Source organism: Sphingobacterium sp. xlx-96 (genome assembly GCF_011007365.1).
Taxonomy (GTDB): domain Bacteria; phylum Bacteroidota; class Bacteroidia; order Sphingobacteriales; family Sphingobacteriaceae; genus Sphingobacterium; species Sphingobacterium luzhongxinii.
In genome coordinates this window covers 77,892-98,861 of the sequence record NZ_WFKM01000001.1, presented here as the reverse complement: position 1 = coordinate 98,861, position 20,970 = coordinate 77,892, and the positions used below count along the sequence as shown (strand labels likewise).

General features: G+C 39.0%; 15 protein-coding genes and 2 tRNA genes. 9 read left to right on the top strand and 8 right to left on the bottom strand.

What is annotated here, in order from left to right; genetic code table 11:
• The first annotated feature begins 7 nt into the window (after positions 1-7).
• Positions 8-1,240, top strand: a complete 1,233-nt coding sequence (gene odhB, locus G7B20_RS00455) for a 2-oxoglutarate dehydrogenase complex dihydrolipoyllysine-residue succinyltransferase (protein ID WP_164108078.1) — start codon at positions 8-10, stop codon at positions 1,238-1,240.
• A 68-nt stretch (positions 1,241-1,308) separates the two neighbouring features.
• Complete coding sequence (locus tag G7B20_RS00450; RefSeq protein ID WP_240452772.1) at positions 1,309-2,328, top strand: hypothetical protein; 1,020 nt, start codon at positions 1,309-1,311, stop codon at positions 2,326-2,328.
• Between the two features lie 242 nt (positions 2,329-2,570).
• Here G7B20_RS00450 and G7B20_RS00445 read toward each other — a convergent pair whose 3' ends face one another.
• A complete protein-coding gene (locus G7B20_RS00445) occupies positions 2,571-4,505 on the bottom strand; it encodes an LTA synthase family protein (protein ID WP_164108077.1) in 1,935 nt (644 codons plus the stop codon).
• A gap of 10 nt (positions 4,506-4,515) precedes the next feature.
• A complete protein-coding gene (locus G7B20_RS00440; protein WP_164108076.1) occupies positions 4,516-6,396 on the bottom strand; it encodes an LTA synthase family protein in 1,881 nt (626 codons plus the stop codon).
• Between the two features lie 172 nt (positions 6,397-6,568).
• Between G7B20_RS00440 and G7B20_RS00435 the strand changes: the two genes are divergently transcribed.
• The 4 genes from G7B20_RS00435 to G7B20_RS00420 all read left to right on the top strand — a co-directional run bounded on the left by G7B20_RS00435 (position 6,569) and on the right by G7B20_RS00420 (position 13,870).
• The gene (locus G7B20_RS00435) at positions 6,569-9,187 is read left to right on the top strand and encodes a valine--tRNA ligase (RefSeq protein ID WP_164108075.1); all 2,619 of its coding nucleotides are present in this window, start codon (positions 6,569-6,571) and stop codon (positions 9,185-9,187) included.
• 122 nt (positions 9,188-9,309) lie between these two features.
• Positions 9,310-10,191, top strand: a complete 882-nt coding sequence (locus G7B20_RS00430; RefSeq protein WP_164108074.1) for a hypothetical protein — start codon at positions 9,310-9,312, stop codon at positions 10,189-10,191.
• 63 nt (positions 10,192-10,254) lie between these two features.
• Positions 10,255-11,004, top strand: a complete 750-nt coding sequence (locus G7B20_RS00425; protein ID WP_164108073.1) for an isocitrate lyase/phosphoenolpyruvate mutase family protein — start codon at positions 10,255-10,257, stop codon at positions 11,002-11,004.
• 310 nt (positions 11,005-11,314) lie between these two features.
• A complete protein-coding gene (locus G7B20_RS00420; protein WP_164108072.1) occupies positions 11,315-13,870 on the top strand; it encodes a DUF5686 and carboxypeptidase-like regulatory domain-containing protein in 2,556 nt (851 codons plus the stop codon).
• A gap of 39 nt (positions 13,871-13,909) precedes the next feature.
• On the opposite strand, the gene G7B20_RS00415 is transcribed toward G7B20_RS00420, so the two are convergent.
• The 4 genes from G7B20_RS00415 to G7B20_RS00400 all read right to left on the bottom strand — a co-directional run bounded on the left by G7B20_RS00415 (position 13,910) and on the right by G7B20_RS00400 (position 17,935).
• The gene (locus tag G7B20_RS00415) at positions 13,910-14,176 is read right to left on the bottom strand and encodes a hypothetical protein (RefSeq protein ID WP_164108071.1); all 267 of its coding nucleotides are present in this window, start codon (positions 14,174-14,176) and stop codon (positions 13,910-13,912) included.
• Positions 14,177-14,285: 109 nt separating this feature from the next.
• The gene (locus G7B20_RS00410) at positions 14,286-14,897 is read right to left on the bottom strand and encodes a hypothetical protein (RefSeq protein ID WP_164108070.1); all 612 of its coding nucleotides are present in this window, start codon (positions 14,895-14,897) and stop codon (positions 14,286-14,288) included.
• 6 nt (positions 14,898-14,903) lie between these two features.
• The gene (locus tag G7B20_RS00405; RefSeq protein ID WP_164108069.1) at positions 14,904-15,500 is read right to left on the bottom strand and encodes a DUF502 domain-containing protein; all 597 of its coding nucleotides are present in this window, start codon (positions 15,498-15,500) and stop codon (positions 14,904-14,906) included.
• 2 nt (positions 15,501-15,502) lie between these two features.
• Positions 15,503-17,935, bottom strand: coding sequence for a bifunctional UDP-N-acetylmuramoyl-tripeptide:D-alanyl-D-alanine ligase/alanine racemase (locus G7B20_RS00400; protein ID WP_164108068.1), 2,433 nt, complete (start codon positions 17,933-17,935; stop codon positions 15,503-15,505).
• Positions 17,936-18,063: 128 nt separating this feature from the next.
• Here G7B20_RS00400 and G7B20_RS00395 point away from each other — a divergent pair, with 128 nt between their 5' ends.
• The 3 genes from G7B20_RS00395 (at position 18,064) to G7B20_RS00385 (ending at position 18,774) form a co-directional block, all read left to right on the top strand.
• Positions 18,064-18,540, top strand: coding sequence for a regulatory protein RecX (locus G7B20_RS00395; RefSeq protein ID WP_164108067.1), 477 nt, complete (start codon positions 18,064-18,066; stop codon positions 18,538-18,540).
• Positions 18,541-18,611: 71 nt separating this feature from the next.
• Positions 18,612-18,684 (top strand) — tRNA-Gly (locus G7B20_RS00390).
• Between the two features lie 5 nt (positions 18,685-18,689).
• A tRNA-Leu gene (locus G7B20_RS00385) sits at positions 18,690-18,774 on the top strand.
• A gap of 109 nt (positions 18,775-18,883) precedes the next feature.
• Here G7B20_RS00385 and G7B20_RS00380 read toward each other — a convergent pair.
• The gene (locus G7B20_RS00380) at positions 18,884-19,513 is read right to left on the bottom strand and encodes a YceI family protein (RefSeq protein WP_164108066.1); all 630 of its coding nucleotides are present in this window, start codon (positions 19,511-19,513) and stop codon (positions 18,884-18,886) included.
• 103 nt (positions 19,514-19,616) lie between these two features.
• A complete protein-coding gene (murA, locus tag G7B20_RS00375; RefSeq protein ID WP_164108065.1) occupies positions 19,617-20,942 on the bottom strand; it encodes a UDP-N-acetylglucosamine 1-carboxyvinyltransferase in 1,326 nt (441 codons plus the stop codon).
• Positions 20,943-20,970 lie beyond the last annotated feature (28 nt).

Sequence of the window (20,970 nt, the reverse complement as noted above, 5' to 3'; positions counted from 1 at the left end):
AACACATATGAGCTTAGAAATCAAAGTCCCTACGGTTGGTGAATCAATTACCGAAGTAACCTTAGCACAATGGCTAAAAGAAGATGGCGACTACGTCGAAATGGACGAAAACATTGCCGAACTGGAATCAGACAAAGCTACATTTGAATTACCTGCCGAAAAAGCCGGTATTCTTCGCATCATCGCACAAGAAGGCGATACTTTAGAGATAGGTGCAGTAGTATGTACTATCGAAGATGGTGACGCGCCTGCAGCGGATAAAAAAGCTGACGCACCTGCAGCTCAAGCATCAGCACCTGTAGCACAAGCTACTGAAGCATCTGAGAATCCAGATTCATATGCAGCTGGTACGGCTTCACCGGCAGCGGCTAAAATATTGAGAGAAAAAGGAATAGACCCTTCGACGATAAAAGGTACAGGAAAAGATGGTCGTATCACAAAAGAAGATGCTGAAAAAGCGCAAGCTAAACCAGCAGCTCCTAAGGCTGAATCTAAGCCAGCCGCAGCAGTTTCTACTCCTGCTCCTGTAATAACTGGTGCTCGCAATGAGCGTCGTGAAAAAATGAGTTCTCTTCGTAAAACTATTGCCAAACGTCTGGTAACTGTTAAAAATGAGACAGCTATGTTGACGACCTTCAACGAGGTAAACATGCAGCCGATCATGGACTTAAGAGCTAAATACAAAGACATGTTTAAAGAAAAACATGGTGTAGGTCTTGGTTTTATGTCTTTCTTTACAAAAGCAGTAACTACAGCGTTAAAAGAATGGCCTGCAGTAAATGCACGTATCGAAGAAAATGAAATCGTTTATTCTGATTTTGCGGACATATCTATCGCGGTATCTGCTCCAAAAGGACTGGTTGTCCCTGTTATCAGAAATGCAGAGTCAATGAGCTTATACCAAGTAGAAAAAGAAGTGATCAACTTAGCTACTAAAGCTAGAGATGGCAAATTGACAATAGAAGAAATGACTGGTGGCACATTTACAATCACAAACGGCGGTGTATTTGGGTCAATGATGTCTACTCCTATCATCAACGCACCGCAGTCTGCGATCTTGGGTATGCACAATATCGTACAACGTCCTATCGCAGAAAATGGTCAAGTTGTTATCCGCCCTATGATGTATGTGGCTCTTTCTTATGACCACCGTATCATTGACGGACGAGAATCGGTAAGTTTCTTAGTTCGCGTAAAACAATTATTGGAAGATCCAGCCCGTCTATTATTAGAAGTATAATCTAAAATAAACATATCATTAAAAGGTCGTCTTTAGTAGGCGACCTTTTCTATTCTAAAAAAATTACCATGCATCATTTGCTTTCACCTATTACATGTTTATTTCTAGCTTTATTTTTTGTGGGCTGCCAATGTGTACGTGCTCAGGAAGTGGGATTCAAATTAGATTTTTTCGGGTATGCCGATAACCGAGAGTTTGGAGCCAGTTATACAGAGCCAAAAACTATTTTTGGGACGATCGTCTCTCCTCAAATTTATTTTAAAATCGATGGTGGACACCGCCTATATGGAGGAATTCATTACAACCAGGATTTTGGAAAGCATCCGGAAAACAAACAACGACTTAATCCAATCGCTTATTACAATTACAACTCATCTACCATTGATTTTGCGATAGGCTTTATCCCTCGTTATGAACGTCTTAAGGATATACCACGATTGGTCATGGCAGATACATTGATGTATGATCGTCCAAATCTCGAAGGCATGTATTTTCAATACAGTAAAGGTCGATTTAAACAACGTATTTTTATAGATTGGCTGAGTAAACAAAGTTACAATTATCGCGAGCAGTTTGTCGCGGGTATATCAGGTGGCTACCAACAAGGCTTATTTTATATCGAGCATGCAGGCATATTATATCACAATGCATTGACCAGTAATGATGCGATCGAAGAACATATACAAGATAATGCGGTGATAACTGCAAAAGTGGGGCTGGACTTCAGCCATAGAACCGTGTTTGATTCGTTAACTCTTGATGCAGGAGGAGTTATTGGCTTTGATCGTGTACGTACCGAATATGAAATGCGTACGGCCAAGGGTTTGATTTCGACACAACACATCGGTTATAAAAACTTTGCCTTGACCAATACCATTTATATCGGCGAAGCACAAAACCTACCTAACGGGGATTCATTTTATCACCGTGCCCAATATGATCGTTTAGATTTGGGATGGAGTCCTTTCAAAACCGGTGCTATTGAAGGCAAATTGACCGCTTCGTTTCACTTTTCAAAGGGACGGGTGGATAACCAACAAGCTTTTACATTACGTTATAATTTTGAGCAACCCTTATGGCGTAAATAATGCTCACGCAAATAGATATATATAATTTCAAGTACCAATTTCATAAAATATTCCCTGATATATTTACGCCAAATTGCGCCGATATCTAATTGCTATCCTATTTTTGCACGAACGCTGCCTCCATTGATGCGCAAGACAATGAGTTGCTGATTCCATGAAATAAAAGTAAACTTCGAACAAGTTGGCCCATTAACATGCAAACAGCAATTTAAAATAGAACAATTATTGATTGTGTATTTTTTTTAATCTGCAGTCAACTTATTGTGGATCATACCATAGTTGTATTGCTGAATAAAGGCTCGAACTTTTCGTTGTAAACTGTCTTTGACAACAGGATAGCGATCGACCAGATTATCTTTAAGCATAGCATCTTTCTTAACATTGTACAAGGAGGTAGGCTTTTCCCCATCATAAGTCATAAAATAATCATCTTTAAAAAGATTGTATGTTTCACCGATCGTATTCACGACAAAATTATCCTGTTTCTTATCAAAAGCATCGAAACCGAAGGCAAAATAGGGTTTTGGGTATTGTAAATAATTCAATACTGTAGGCATAATATCTATCTGCTGTATCAGCTTGTCTGATGTCCCTTTCAAATTACCTCCCGGATAATAAAACACAATAGGAATCGCAAAGCTATTTGGTAGGGTCTGATATTCTGGCAGGTGACTCAGGCTAGTATGATCTGCACACAATACGAATAACGTATTATTGTACCAATTGGTCTTTGATGCAGTATTAAAAAATTGACGTAATGCATTGTCTGCATAGCCTATAGGCTCATGCAATGCAAGCGGTCCTTTTGGGAATACATCCTTATACAGCTCCGGTACTTTAAAAGGGTGATGCGAAGAGAGTGAAAAAAAGCCTGCAAAAAAAGGTTGTCGCATGGCGTTCATTTTTTTTACCATGAACTGCATAAAAGGCTCATCCCATATCCCCCATATGCCATCAAAATCAGTATCGTTATTGTACTCGTTTTTGCCGTAATAGTTTTTGATTCCAGCCAATTGTGTATAAGCTGAAAACCCCATACTACCATTTGGTGCTCCATGAAAAAAGGCTGTTTCATAGCCCTCATCTCCCAATAGCTTGGCTATACTTGTCGTTTTATTACCGGAATATATGGACAAAACAAAGGGTTCACCTACGGAAGGAACTCCCGTGATAACTGAAGGTAATGCGTCTATGGATTTCCGTCCATTGGCATAGGAACGATTGAAGGTAAATGAATTGCCGATTAAAGAGTCTAGAAATGGCGTATAACCTTTGTAATTTCCATTATCTATATGCTTGTTTAAAGCACCGATATACTCTTTACCAAAACTCTCCATGATCAAGAAGACCACATTCAGCTTACGAAATCCGGTTGAAGAATCGGGCCGATGGATTACGGGATATACAGTATTTAATTCTTGTTCAGAAAAGTAATGCTGTTCTTTCAGCTGTATTGCTTTGAGTGTTTTCAAGATACTAAAAGGAGTATTCAATACGATACTCATCTCCTCAGGGTTCTTCACGTAATCTCCAGCATTACTTAGGGTAATCGGTCTTGTGCTATGCGCCCAACCGCCACGCACTCCGCCAACAAATAGAAATATGATCGCAAGGAAAGACAAAGATTGGATCATATAAAAAGCCCACCCCGTCCTTACCGGGCGTTGAATTCGAATCCGATCATAACAATAAGCCAACAAAAGAACTAATCCTACAAAGACAAAAACTAAGTACCAATAATCCATCATAAAATCAACACTGAGTTTACCGAGATTTTGTTCGTTGGAAAATTGGCTGAATACTGTTCCGGTAGTACGCTTTAATGTAAACGGATAATAGGCGTAATCTATCAAACTCAATGCTGCGGCCAGACTGTTCGTAAGCACAAAGATCCATTTGCATACCTTTTGGTACACGATATTATACTTGAATGGAAAAGGTATCACCTGCAATAAAATAAAAAGAATATTGACATACAGAATAGCCACAATATCAAATTTGACACCGCCAACTAACATAGTCATCAAAGAAAAGCTATCGACATGTGGAAACAATGAACTATTGACCATGTAGAAACCCAATCGCAATAAGGCATACATAAAAAGTAAAAAAAGAAAAACAACAAGGAGCAATAAAAGTGTGTTCCAATTTCCCTTTACAGTTAATGCTTTCTTCATACGATGTAAATTAATACGCTAAAAATTCGTTATACACGCCTTGATAATAGGCTTTTGCTATATCCAGCAAGCTATCTGTCTTGACCTTTGGATAGTCGAGATTAGCCTGATAATTGATCGATTTACCTACATTTTCAAAAGATACAGTCTGTTGAGGAGTAATAATGCCAAAAGCATCTTTCGAATTATAGAATGCCACATCAGTAGTTGCAGAATTAAAAAGATCCCTACTCCAAGGATATCTCACCGTAGAAATTCCTAATTGATGCAATAAGGTCGCAGCAAGATCGGTCTGATTACCAATTCTTGATATTACTTTTCCTCGAAACTCTTTTTTAATGACATCTCCAAAAAACACCAATGGTATATGGAATCGCTTGGGATGTGACAGGTCCCATTTTTCAGTGGGAAAGCGATGTCCATGATCGGCAACCAATACAAACAGGGTATTTTCATACCAATCTTCCTTCTTGGCCTTTTCTATAAAGTCGAAAATAACGGAATCGGTATAATATGCTGTGCTTCTAAATTTATTTGGATTACTGTCTTTGCCGAACTTGTATTCGCCTTTAAGTTCAAAGGGCTCATGATTAATCAAGGTAAACATAGTCGAGAAAAATGGCTGTTTTTCCTTTTTAAAATCTTTCAGCATCTGACTAAAAATCACATGATCGTATACACCCCATGAGGCTCTATCTTCATGAAGCCCAAAATTGGCCTGATCAACGACTTTGTCGACACCATGTGTCAACATATAGGATTTGAAGTTGTAAAACTCGCTCTGACCGCCATGATAAAATGAATTACTGTATCCATTTTGATCCAGATCCTCACCTATTGCCGGTATATTTTCATGTTTGGGAATATACTTAATAATACTTTCTGGACCTTGTGCTGGAAAACCACTCAATACGCCAATCATTCCTTTGTCGGAACGATCTGACGCCGCATAGATATGGTCAAAAAGAACTCCCTCCTGAATTAACTTCTCCAAATTGGGTGTGACTCCTTTTTCGCCGCCCAAAGAAGCTATTAAATCACCAACGAAGCTTTCCATCATAATCAACACTACATTAGGTCGGTTCATCGTCAAAATCTGCACGCTAGAATCTGGATTATTGGTAAAAACGGGTTCTAGTTTAGATTTGAGAAGCGTGTCATTATCATAAAATGCATAAGGATTACGTAATAAGGTACTCCGTGTGAAATAATCCCGCAGCAAGGACCATTGGGTATTCACGGCAGCGTGATTGTAAAACGTATTTTCTGAGAAATAAGCTTTACTGGGATTAAGTGGAGCCCTACCATAACCTCCACGGATGAAAGTAAACAGAATAAAAATCCCTAGAAGTAACTTTAAACTATTGGCTAACGGCTTTTTGATATTAAAAAACCAAACGGATTTGAAAAGATACCTATAGAGATAATACCCCAGAACGATTCCTGCAATAATCCCCACAATCGGAACAAATATAGGTGTAGATTCAGCAGAAGCTACTGCTCCCGAAGGTGAAGCCCAAAATGCATCTATTGCCCGCTTTGATATCTTGTCGCCCCATTCTCGGTAGATATTGATATTGATGAAAGATACTCCAAAATACAGCAGCAGGACGACTAGGGTATAAACATCTAAAACCTTACGCTTAAACTTAACCTCTGAAAAAAAGCTCAATACACTATAAAGTAGAAAAGGAATTACACAAATATACGCAACGGCCGAAAAGTCTAAAAACAATCCATGGTAAAAAATGTTTAATACATCGGTTAGCGGCTTATCTTTAACTTTTTCAAAAAAAGAAATTATAAAGATAAAGCGGTCAATAAAACATACAACCAACCAAAATAAAAAATAACGAGCTAATGCCTTTAACTCATTAACAAAGTTCTGCATCCTATTTCCATCTAAAAACGAGCAAATTTACACTTAATTATCAATCTCTTAATTAGATATTAACATATATTTAACAGTATGTATATCTTCTTGTCTTTATTTGATATAAGAAAGTGGGATTTGACAGCTTAAATCCTTATTTTTGTACACTTTTTACGCCATATTAATAGCAATGAGCATAGCAAAAACTTATAATCCGAAAGAAGCAGAAGATAAATGGTATTCCTATTGGATGGAAAATGGTTTTTTCCGTTCAACACCAGACGAACGTGAACCCTACACAATCGTAATGCCTCCGCCAAACGTCACTGGCGTATTGCACATGGGGCATATGTTGAATAATACAATTCAGGATGTATTGATTCGTCGTGCACGCATGCAAGGTAAAAACGCGTGTTGGGTACCGGGTACTGATCACGCATCCATCGCTACTGAGGCTAAAGTCGTCGCTATGTTAAAAGAGCAGGGTATTGATAAGAAATCCTTGACACGTGAGGTTTTCTTGACGCATGCCTGGGAATGGAAAGAAAAATACGGAGGTATTATTCTAAAACAGTTGGAGAAACTGGGGGCTTCTTGTGACTGGGACCGTACCAAATTTACCATGGATCCTGATCTTTCAGAATCTGTTATAGACACCTTCATCAAGTTTTACAAGGAAGGTTATATCTACCGTGGTGTGCGCATGGTCAACTGGGATCCGCAAGGTAAAACAGCCTTATCGGATGAAGAAGTAATACGGAAAGAAATCAATCAAAAATTATACTATATCCGCTATAATGTAAAAGATAGCGACGAATATGTTATTATAGCGACAACTAGGCCAGAGACGATCATGGCCGACTCTGCGGTGTGTATCAACCCAAATGATGAACGATATACACATCTAAAAGGGAAAACGCTATTAGTGCCCTTAGTAAACCGAGAAATCCCCATCATTGAAGATGAATATGTGGACATTGAATTTGGTACGGGTTGTCTTAAGGTGACACCTGCCCATGATTTAAATGATTACCAACTGGGACAAAAGCATAACTTGCCTGTAATCGACATCTTAAATGATGATGGTACCCTTAATGACAAAGCGGAAATTTTAATCGGAGAAGACCGCTTTATCGCCCGTAAGAAAATAGCGAAGCTTTTAGAAGAGGTCGAACAGATCGAAAAAATTGAAGACTACAAATCTCAAGTAGGTTTTTCGGAGCGTACTGATGCTGTTATCGAACCTAAGCTTTCTATGCAGTGGTGGTGTAAGATGGAGGAACTGTCTAAACCAGCTTTGGAATATGTAGAGAACGGCACGATTAAATTGATCCCAGAAAAATTCTTTGCTTCGTATAAGCACTGGATGGAAAATGTGAAAGATTGGTGTATCTCCCGTCAATTATGGTGGGGACAACGCATTCCTGCTTGGTACAACGACAAAAACGAATGGGTCGTCGCTAAGTCTGAAATGGATGCGATCAAAGAATTTGAAGCACAGGGTAAATCAGCTGCTGGTATTTGCCAAGAGGAGGATGTTTTGGATACTTGGTTCTCTTCGGGACTATGGCCTATGTCTGTTTTCGATGGTGTACGCAATCCTGAAAATGAGGAGTTCAACTACTACTACCCGACCAATGATCTAGTGACAGCACCGGAAATTCTTTTCTTCTGGGTAGCCCGTATGATCATCATGGGACACGACTACACGCAAAAACCTCCTTTCCGAAATGTATACCTGACTGGTATCGTACGTGATAAATTGGGCCGAAAAATGTCTAAATCTTTAGGTAACTCACCGGATCCTATTGAATTAATGGCTCAATATGGTACGGATGGTGTCCGTGTAGGTATGTTATTGTCTTCTCCTGCAGGAAATGATCTAATGTTTGATGTTTCTTACTGTGAACAAGGACGTAATTTTGCGAATAAGATATGGAATGCCTTTCGACTAGTAAAAGGTTTAGAAACTACGGATTCGCCAGCAACAGATGCACAAAAAACAGCAGCCTTTTGGTTTGAAAACCGTTTTAATCAAGCACTAGCAGAGATTGACGAGCATTTTGCAAACTATAGATTGTCGGATGCATTGATGACAACGTATAAATTGATCTGGGATGATTTTTGTGCTTGGTACCTTGAACTGATCAAACCTGCGTATCAAACTCCTATTGAGGCTGAAACTTTGGAAACGGTAAAATCATTGTTTCAAAAGGTACTTACGCTAGCACATCCATTCATGCCGTTTTTGACAGAAGAATTGTGGCACGACGAGCTATTCGGCGTACGCGATGCCAAAGACTGTGTTATAGTAGCTGAATTTCCAAAGATAACGGCTTTTGATGAACAGATCATTAAAGAATTTGCAGCTGTACAGCAAATAATATCTGAAGTACGTAATATACGTAATTCGAAAGGGATGTCACCTAAAACGGCATTGCCTTTGGCCATCAATGCTTCTGATATGGATTTTTCTAAATATCAGGATAGCATTATTAAGCTAGCAAATATCTCTAAACTGACTTTTGTACAGGAAAAGGTAACAGGGGCATTGAGTTTCCTTGCCGGAAAAAGCGAGTGTTATGTAAAATTGGCGGCTGATAATATTGATGTAGAAGCTGAGAAGGAACGTATCAGTAAGGAAATCGAATACCTTAAAGGTTTCTTGGTTTCAGTAGACAAAAAACTATCGAATGAACGGTTTGTACAAAATGCGAAACCAGAGATCATCCAGAATGAAAGAAATAAAAAAACTGATGCTGAAGCTAAAATTCAAATCCTAGAAGAGAGTTTGGCTAGTTTAGGATAAGTTTTTAACCCCTTACCGAAAGCCCCTTTTGGGGCTTTTTGCATTATCCCTATTTTCAGTGATTGTGTATTCACTTATTTTTACGGTATTTAGCAGTAAATAATAAAACAGAGAATAATAAAATGAGAACTTTACTTTTTAGCTTGATGATGCTGGTGTGTGCCGCTCCGTTGTATGCACAGGAAGATGCTGCTGCTTATATCGCTGAGGATGATTATGGTTTCTGGCAAAAACAAGTGGGTGATACGGCCTATGTTTTTGCAGACGTTGCCTATATCAGAGACTATCCAAGTACACGTGGCCGTCTATTAGACTCTTTGCCTCAGGAGACAGCTCTTCTCATTAAATCGGAAAGTTATAATAACGCTATGGCCAGAGGGTTTGAGGCCCCTTGGCGCAGAGTTTCCTATTTTAAGGACGGTCAACGTAAAGAGGGCTTTATTTGGTCTGGATTACTGGCTTTGGGACGACTGGTTAGCGAAGAAGGCAATATATTCAGTTTTGGCTTTTTAAGGTACGAAAAAGAAACATCCTACAGCCCCGCGGCCTATATGCTACAAGTCAAATGCTTTGATAGGAACAGGAATCTTAAAAGTAAGGACTACTACCCTGCTGAATTAGACGAGCAACGCTACTCAGAGTATAAGCTCTTGCCTAGTATGGGATTATCTGGCTTGCAAAATATCTTTCGAATCGGCTTTTTGGGCGAAGCCTGTGGTGTACCGAGTTATTACTATTATTTCAGCTGGAACGGACGAGAAATCCTCCCAATGTTTAGCCGATATACAGTGGGCGATGCTGGAATCTATTATTATGAAGAAAAAATTCTCTTCCCATCGGAGCATAACCTAGATCCAAATCTAATCATCAAGGATATTGAGGAAGGAGAAGTGATCGACGAAAATGCCGAAGAATACCAGTACAAGAAAAAACGTAAACGCGAGAAATATATTTGGGATGGAAAGGTCGCTTCTCAGTTGATGGAAATGAGAGCAATAAATTAGTAGGCAAAAAATCAAACAAATATTCCTCTCTATTGTTCTACCAATAAAACAATAGAGAGGAATATGTCATATACAAAATTCAAGAAACTACACCAGCAGGATCGTATATTAATATTGGGTAATGTATGGGATGCGCAATCTGCTAAAATCGCGCAAGATTCCGGTTTTCAGACACTTGGAACATCCAGTCATGCCATGGCAAATCTACTAGGCTATTCCGATGGAGAAAAAATATCTGTAGATGAAATACTATTCATGGTCGAACGAATCGTCAAGTCTGTCTCTATTCCAGTGTCAGTTGATTTTGAATCGGGATACTCAGATAATCCACAGGAAGTCGCGAATAACGTGAAGCGTCTGATTGATGCGGGCGTTGTAGGTATCAATCTCGAAGATGGAAAAGTCGTAAAGGGTAGTAGAAAACTCGGTAAGCAAGAGCTTTTGGTTGAAAAAATTCAAGCTATCAAATCGATCCATAAAAGCATCTTTATCAATGCAAGAGCTGACACCTACACGACGGGACATCCTACTGCATTGGATGAATCTGTCAAGCGCGCAAAAGCTTATCAAGAAGCTGGAGCGGATGGTCTGTTTATCCCACTTGCTGAAAAGAAATCAGATATCTTAACCTTAGTAAGCGGGAGTAAATTGCCGTTAAATTTATTTTTGACGCCTAAGCTGGCAAGCATCGATGATCTATCCCAATGGGGTGTAAAACGTCTGAGTCACGGGGCCAAAATTTACGAATGGTTGGTAAATCAAAATAAAAAGACTTTTGAAAAGTTCATTAATAATCCGGCATTACCAAAATAAAAATAGCTAAACACAGGAGAGTTCGAATATCGGGATATATTAATAATTCCTTCAATCGGACTCTCTTTCTCTACCAAGCCTATCTCTCCTCATCAAGCTCAACTCGCTAAGAACAAATAAAGTCTCAACTGCGGTACATAAACAAGCATAGCTTTTTCGTAGTGCAAAAGTTAGTCAATTAGACTTTTATCATAAAAAGGTCAAACTCATTTGCAATACTTTCAAATATGAAAAATATGCTCGTAATTTGCATCACAACTTTTGAATTAAAAGGTATTAAAGTCAAAAGTAAAAACATAGATGTTTAGACATGAAGGCGCTAATCAATAAAGGTATATCCCTCCTTATCACAAGTATTTTTTTTATCAGCTTAGGGTATGCTCAGGAATTCCAAATACGTGGACGTATTTTGGATAAACAATCCAAAGAGCCAATTTCTTTTGCTACCGTTGCAGTGATAGCCGGAAAACAAAAAACATATTCAGATGATAACGGTATTTTTAATCTTACACTCCCTAGCCGGGAGGTTAAGGTACGGATTTCTTATGTAGGTTATCACGATCATTTACTCGATTTAAGTAATAATCAAACAAATTTTGATATTCTGCTTGATCCTGAAAATCTCATCGATGAGGTCGTCGTGAAAAGACCCAAATTAAAGTATTCCAACAAGAATAATCCTGCTGTCGAATTGATTCGTCAGGTAATCGCACATAGGGATCAGAATAGAATGATTGGGCAAGAATTTGTTGAATATGAACAGTATGAAAAAATATCTCTGGGACTGAGTAACCTCTCCCCAAAATTTGTTAACAAAAAGGTTTTCAAAAACTATCAGTTCCTTTTCCAAAAAGATGATTCGACCGCCACGGACCGTTATGTCCTTCCGGCTTTTATAGAGGAGAAGGTCTCCAAAGTATATTATAGAAACGATCCTAAGAAAACGAAGCAATATATCATCGCTGAACAAAAAGCCGAATTCGATCCTAAATTTATAGATAACGAAGGACTTTCTAACTACTTCAACAAACTCTATGAAAAGGTAGACATCTACGACAGTAATATCAGTTTGCTAACGAATCAGTTTTTAAGTCCCATAGCAAATAGCTCACCTACATTTTACCGTTTTTACATTACGGATACGATCAAATCGGATCAGCCTTGGCTTGTTGAATTAAGTTTTTTCCCGAGAAACAAAAGTGATTTTTTATTTCAAGGTAAACTATATATCACTTTGGATGGACAATATGCGGTACGGGGGGCTAAGATGAAAGTGAGTGATGATATTAATCTCAACTTCGTGCGGGATCTGAATATTGAATTAGCTTTTGAAAAAGACAATAGAAATAAATATTTCTTGAATAAAAGTAGCTTGGGAATTGATTTTGCCTTGACAGAGAAAGGTAAAGGTATCCGGGGCAACAGAATTGTATACTACAAGGACTTTGTGAATGGTAGAGAACAACCGGATAGTATTTATGCTGGCGATGACGTCGTGCGGGTGCCTGCGCCACCACAGACGGAAAAAGTAAGAGAAAGCTATTGGGCTGGTTTACGTCATGAACCCCTGAGCAATTCGGAAATGAACATATACCACAATATCGATAGCCTGCAGCTAATGTCTTCCTTCCGACGAATAATGGATATTGGGGCGTTGCTATTGTCTGGTTATAAACAGGCAGGGCCCGTTGAGATAGGTCCGGTGAATACTTTTTACAGCTACAATCCCGTAGAAGGATTAAGGTTACGTGTAGGAGGCCGAACAACCGAGAGTCTAAGTACCCGCTTTTATTCGGAGGCATATGCAGCTTATGGTTTTAACGATAAAAAATGGAAATATTTTGTCAGTGGAACATATTCTTTAAATAATAAATCGGTATACAAGTTTCCGCAACATTATATTCGCGCTTCGGTGCAGCACGACACCAAAATCCCGGGACAAAACCTAGAGTTTATCCAAGAAGATAATGTATTGTTATCTTTTAAACGTGGTGAGAATGAGAGCTACCTTTATAATGATATCTATCGGCTGGACTATAAAGCCGAATTTCAGAATAATTTTTCGATCACAGCAGGCTTAAGTAAATGGAAACAACAGCCAGCAGGTGTGATCCGGTACGAAATGCGCCCTGAACAAGGAGATCCTTATTTAATCAATGAATTAAACACTACCGAAGTGTCCGTAGGAATCCGTTGGGCACCAAATGAACAATATTATCAAGGTAAATTGTACCGTACACCTATTTTCAACAAGTATCCTATTTTTACTCTAAATTATACAGCTGGTATAAAAGGATTACTGGACGGGGAGTACAATTATCACAATTTTACCGCTACTGCATTCAAACGACTATACCTATCCCAGCTTGGCTATGCCGATGTAACGTTGGACGGAGGATATACACTGGGCAAAGATATTCCTTACCCGCTACTGACAATACACCGTGCCAACCAGACTTACGCGTACCAATTGCAGTCATACAACTTAATGAACTTTATGGAATTTATATCGGATCACCATGCCGCCATGAATGTTCAGTACTATATGAATGGGTTTATCTTGAATAAAATACCTCTAATAAAACGACTTCAATTACGTGAAGTATTTAGTTTTAAAGCCCTATATGGTGGATTGAGAGATGAAAATAATCCGACTTTAAATAACAAAGTATACGCTTGGCAAACCAATTCTAATGGCGAAATCTCGTCTTTCACTTTTGGCTCCAAACCTTATATGGAGGCGAGTGTGGGACTCTCAAATATCTTCAAGATATTACGGGTAGATCTTGTCAAAAGATTAAACTATTTAGACCAACCCTATGTATCGAAATGGGGAGTCCGAGCCCGAATTAAATTTGACTTTTAATACAAAAATAAAGTCCAACTGATGTTGGACTTTTTAATTTTAATATTCGACAGATATAATAGCTGATAATGGTATCAGTACGCCACTTTTGATCTGTATGTATTTTTCTGTAAGGGACCACACAGTAGTTTCGATACGCATAGGTCCTTCTTCTGTATTAAATGCAATGGTCACTTTAGACTTAAACTCATTCCCCAAACGTTGTGCATCATTCAATTTACGACATAACTCTTCAACTTTATTTCCCTCTGCAGCAATAATCTTGTAGTTGCTGATGCTTTCCTTTTCTATTAATGTACCTATCATTTTTTACGTATTTAAATCCGACAACTAGTTATTAAAAAACTCCCACATAAATATAGCGAAATGAGATTTTAAAAATCAATTGTTATAAAATAATTACATTAACACAACTTTACGTCTTTACACACTCTAGTTTCAACCGGAGTGTAGCTTTAAAGGTATGACTGTTGCTGTTCAAGATAAGATCGTACTGATTCGGATACTCATAATCTAACCGTGATCTGAAAAATTGAATCAATTCAGTTTGACTTTGATCCGTGATGTTGTGGTTAACCCGATTGCTCACTTCGAGCACCAAGGTGTCTGCTATTATTTTCCCTTTTATACGAACCGGATATTTTTTTGCGGCGTGATAACCGTAATGAAAAGCATTCTGAACCAATGGAAGCAGAAGGAAAATTGGAATTAGCAGATCATTCGGTTTCACGGGAAAATCGAAAGAAACCAAGATCTCACTTCCTACATAAGTTTCAAAAAGTTTAACGTATTTTTCTAAAAGCAAACACTCTTCATCCAGCGATATCCTCCCCCTATCTGCACAGGACAATGCTTCTTGCATAAATAGATTCAGCTCCGTGGGTGATTCTGTACTTTGCTGTAGGCTGACCGATAGTAACTTTCTATCCGCACGGCTATACTCGAAGGAGAGTCTCGCCTCTGCTGCTAAATGAGTGGTATCGATTGACTTTTCTTTGTGAAAGAAACGTGTTATAATTTTATACATTTCATTTTACTCAATACCTGATACGCCTCCCGAAACAACGAGCTTCATCGCGTCTGTGGCACTCATATTTAATTTAGTAACCCGTGAGGACTTGACGACAACCACCTGCCCTGCAAAAGAGTAGGAGTAAGGAAAGTATACAATGACTTCATCAGGAAGGCCCAGCTTACTCAGATCTTTCTGGGTGAGAAAACCTATTTTCTTTAATCCTGTCTCATTAACTTCTACTAATACAGGTTCGTTAAATTTTTTGGCATCCCCCACAAATGCTTCTGTAAAATCCTTGATCGAAGAATACAACGTATTAAACAAAGGAATTCTATTAACAGTCCGGTTAAGCCATTGTTTAATGGGTTCTGTAACCAAGGATGTGAAGATAAGGCCCACGATAATCAGCAGTAATATCACCGTGAGGATACCTATACCTGGAATATACAAGGGATGTCCGTGTTCATCCTGCAAAAAATGTTGCGTGATATTCAGCGCATTGTCCAACGAAGCAACAATCCACACAATCAGGAAAATAGCACCGGCAACCGGCACAATAACCAATGTACCTTTGATAAGGTAATATAATAGCCGTTGAAAAATTTTCTTTATCATATTTACTCGTAAAAATACACTCTTTTTACTCGAGATGAAATACCTGTCAACAATTCATATGGGATCGTCCCTATATTTTTTGCTATCTGGCTGAGATCTGGAAAAACCAATACCTCATCCCCTTCGCTTGCGTTAATATCGGTAATATCTAACATACACATATCCATACAAATATTGCCGATGGTAGAAACTATGTTGCCATTGATTGACATCTTCCCCACCCCATTTCCCAAACGTCGGTCATATCCATCGGCATAACCGATCTTAACTGTTGCAATGGTGGAATCCCGCTGCAACACTCCTTTACGATCGTACCCTACTGTCTCAGTCTTGAATAAGTTCTTTATCTGTGTAATTGTCGTTTTCAAAGTACCGACTTCTTCCAAATCCAACGTATTGGGGGCCATATCAAATCCGTACAAACCTATTCCCAACCGTACCATATCCATATGCGCTTCTGGATGATATACGATTCCAGAAGTATTACAAATATGCTTTATAACCGAATAACCTATACTAAGTTCGATCTGAGATACCATCTGCTTAAAGAGCTGTATCTGTTGAATTGAAAACGGCTCTAATTCTTTACTCCCCGCTCCCACCAAATGAGAGAATACTGTAACTATTTTAACTTGTGGGCTCACACGGATGATATCCAATGCTGCTCCGATTTCATCTGGCATAAAGCCAAGACGATGCATACCTGTATCTAATTTAAGATGTACAGGGTACGAGGTAATGGCTCGCATCTTTAAGAAAGCTATAAATGCATTCAAGATGCGAATCGAGTATATCTCAGGCTCCAGATCGTACAGTAATATATCCTCGAAGGTGCCTTCATGTGGACTAAGTACCATAATAGGGATAGTAATACCGGCACGACGGAGCTCAGCGCCTTCATCCACAAAAGCCACCGTGAGGTAATCCAATTTATTAAATTGCAAGACATTTGCTACCTCAAAGCTTCCGCTACCATAAGAAAACGCTTTTACCATAGCCATCATTCGGACACCTTTGGACAGGCAAGAACGATATTGTGAAAGATTATTTTCTATTGCCTTAAGATTGATTTCGAGAATTGTGTCATGCGACTGCGCTACTAATAACCGCCCGACTCTTTCTAATTCAAATTTACGTGCTCCTTTTAAAAGCAGAACGCTGTTCTTCCATCCAAGATCCGCAAAAGCTATCAACAATTCATCTGTAGAATTAAACAGTAAAGAGGGCATCTCCAAATGACTTCGTAATGCTTCCATCCGCTCACCGACGAGTATCACCTCGGTTAAAGACTGCATATTAAGTAACTGCGCAAATTTACGAATGGTTTTGGGCGTCCATTCCTCACCTTCCAAATCACTCAGGATTAACTTCTTACTGGCACTTTGATTCTGTTGTCCTAGAAAGTCTAATGCAATCTGTAGGGATGCCAAATCATTGGAGTAGGTGTCATCGATGATACTGTTATTATTTTTTCCCTTTTTCAGTTGCAGCCTCATTTCGAGCGGACGTAATAAACCTATTCTTTTCCCGATCGTATCGACACTATATTCCATAGTCAGCATCACTAAGATACAGGTCATAACATTATCTAAAGAGGCTTTGTCGACAAACGGAGCGCGTATCACGAAGGATTCTTCTTTATATCGCAGCTGTAAAATTGTATGATCCTTTTCCGGGCTTAATCCCAATAGTTGTAGCTTATTCGCTGGCTCACGGCCCCAGGTAATACAATTGAAGGACGAAGAGTACACATCAGGGATTGCAGATGAAGGTGCTATAATGGGAGATACATCTACAAATAGCTTCCACTTTTCGGCCAACTTCTGCTCTTTGGATTCAAAACCTTCTCGATGTGCTGTTCCCAAGCTGGTGAATATACCAAACGTGGGACGTATCATCTGCCGTAGGGAATCCATCTCGCCTACCTTGCTGACACCGGCCTCGATAATAGCAAGGTTGTGTTCGGCGGTGAGGTTCCATAATGACAGCGCTACACCAAGCTGTGAATTATAACTCTTCGGGCTTTGATAACAATTGTACTCTGGAGTGAGTAATTGATGCAACCAAGACTTGACGATAGTCTTCCCATTGCTTCCGGTAATGCCTATAACTGGTATTGAAAAACGACTCCTATGATAAGCTGCTAGCTGTTGTATGGCCCGCATGCTATCATCTACCCAAACAAAGTTTGCGTCTATATAGTTTGTTGTATCAAAATCTAGATCGGATACGACAAAGGAGCGAACACCTTTCTGGTAGGCTTCCGAAATATAACGATGTCCATCACGTTGCTGTACTAAGGCAAAAAAAAGACAGTCCCCCCCAACTCTGATCTTACGCGTATCGTAAGCTAATACGGAGAAACTAGCTTTGGGATAGGGCAACAAACTCTTATGATAATCAATATGAGAAAGGATGGTATCTAATGTGTACATAGCTAAGAATTAAAACTGACAAAAGGACGCTAATGCAGCTTTTGGATAGGCACAAATTTCATCATTATTTTCAACAAGTAAAAGGGATTTACTCTTTAATATATAGCGGTTTTCTATAAGTTTGTATTATGGAGGAGTACCAAGAAAGAAAAAAGACACTGACACCTAATCAGGCGAAGTTAAGAGCTGAGGCTTACTGTGCCTATCAAGAACGCTCCCAACAGGAAGTTAGGGATAAATTGCATAACTGGGGTTTGCACATAGAAGATGTTGAACAGATAATCAGTGATCTTATTTCAACGAACTTCTTGAATGAGGAGCGCTTTGCGAAGGCTTTTACCCAGGGAAAGTTTAGGATTAAAGGTTGGGGGAAAATCAAAATACAACAACATTTAAAGGTTAAACGTGTATCTGCCCCGCTGATCAAAATAGCCCTCCAACAAATTGACCTGGATGACTATGAACAAAAGTTGACAGACCTTATCCAAAGAAAGGTAGGCGACAATCTAAGTCAACTATCTCTAGCTGAAAGGGCTAAGTTGGTACGCTACCTGCAAAGTAAGGGATACGAGAATTCGCTCATTTTTGAAAAGATAAAAGAATAGCTCTTACAAAGCATTTTTTTTACTTTTATTTTGCAGAATAGTATTATTACGCTATCTTTGCAGCACGTCAAGCGAAAGTAGCTCAGTTGGTAGAGCACAACCTTGCCAAGGTTGGGGTCGCGAGTTCGAATCTCGTCTTTCGCTCAGTTGCCTAGGTGGTGGAACTGGTAGACACGCAGGACTTAAAATCCTGTTCCCGTTAAGGGAGTGCGGGTTCGATTCCCGCCCTAGGTACGATAAAAGATCAATCTTTCGATTGGTCTTTTTTTTGTGCCATAACTCCTTATGTACAAAAAAACGCCAGCAGTAAATGCTAGCGTTTTCAATGGATTATAAGATCATCTTATTTCTTCGCTACGATACTAACGCGAAAGTTAATTTCTTTAGAAATCAAATCATCTTTTTTCCCCTCATAACTTACCCCCCAATCTTCACGCAAGATGTTAAAGTCAGCAGAAGCTTTTAAAGTGGTATCTGTAATCTCCTCTACTTTCGAGTCAAACGTAATATTTTTAGAAGTACCTTTTATAACCAGATTACCAGAAATTTTAACATCGTTTGGAGTAGCACCTGCTTTAACCTCAGTGATTGTAAAAGAAGCTTCAGGATGTGTAGCTACACCAAAGAAATCGTCAGCTTTTAAGTGACTATCTAGCTTATCTTTATACTCGCCCTCCAAATCTGTAGCAGAAATTGTGTTCATATCCAAGGTAAAGTGTCCTCCGGTGATAGCACCACTATCTACATTTAACGTTCCTGATTTCACGCTTACAACACCTTCGTGGAATCCGGAAACTTTCGTTCCTTTCCACATAACCTTGCTTGCTGCAGTATCCACAGTATAAGCTGTGCCTACGACTTGGTCAACTGCTGCCACTGAATCTTTTGTTTCAGCTTTTTTTCCTTCTGGATTACCAGCGCAAGAAGCAAGAACCATTGCTGCTGCTGCTGAAAATAAAACTAGTTTTTTCATTTTCTAATAATATATGTTTAAACGTTGATGTTTCACAAATATTAAAATAGCATTTTGAAAAACAAAGCCAATTTTAATTTATTAACACTATTCAGACAATTTATTAATGCCCTAGTGGCTGCGCTTCAACACGTTTTATATCAGCACCTAAGGCTTTCAGACGCTCTTCTATATCCTGATACCCTCTTTCAATCTGTTCGATATTGAAGATTGTTGACTTACCTTGCGCGGACAAGGCTGCAATCAACAAAGAGACCCCTGCACGGATATCTGGAGAAGACATTTGTATACCTCTAAGCTTGGTTTGCTTGTTCAGCCCCATCACTACGGCACGGTGCGGATCACATAAGATAATCTGTGCGCCCATATCAATTAATTTATCAACGAAGAATAATCTACTCTCGAACATCTTTTGATGAATCAAAACATTCCCTTTAGCCTGAATAGCCGTGACAAGGACTATACTCAAAAGATCCGGAGTAAACCCAGGCCAAGGTGCATCCGCGATTGTCAAAATAGACCCATCAATGAATGTCTCTATTTCGTAATTATCCTGCGCAGGAATAAAAATATCGTCCCCTCTAAGTTCCAATTTTATTCCTAAGCGGGCAAATACCGAAGGAATAACACCTAATTCACTATAAGCCACATCTTTAATTGTAATTTCCGAACCGGTCATAGCAGCCAAACCGATGAAAGAACCGATTTCAATCATATCTGGCAACATACGATGCTCTGTACCACCCAACATGTTCACTCCCTCAATAGTCAACAGATTGGAGCCTATACCTGAAATCTTAGCTCCCATACGGTTCAACATCTTACACAACTGCTGTAAATAAGGTTCACATGCCGCATTATAGATCGTCGTAGTACCTTTTGCTAATACGGCAGCCATGACAATATTAGCTGTACCCGTTACCGATGCTTCATCCAATAAGATATTTGCTCCTTTTAGTTCCGTAGCATCAACATTGAAAAAATGGTTTTCAGCATCATAGATAAACTTTGCACCTAATTTTTCGAAGCCTAGAAAGTGTGTATCCAATCTTCTACGCCCTATTTTATCACCACCTGGCTTAGGAATTGCCGCCTTACCAAAGCGGGCCAATAAAGGCCCAACAATCATAATCGACCCTCTTAATCCACCTCCTTTTTGTTTAAATTCTTCTGAAGTAAAGTAATCTATATCAATATCTTTAGCCTGAAACTCGTACGTATCTTTATTCAACTGGTTAACAGACACCCCCAAAGAACCTAGCAGATCAATCAGCTTGTTTACATCTTTAATATCGGGAATATTACTGATTGTTATTTTTTCTGCTGTTAATAAAACTGCTGATAAAATCTGTAAGGCCTCATTTTTAGCTCCCTGAGGTATAATTTCTCCTTTTAACGGTTTCCCACCGTGAATTTCAAATGCGTTCATATACTAACTTATTATAAAATAGATTGTA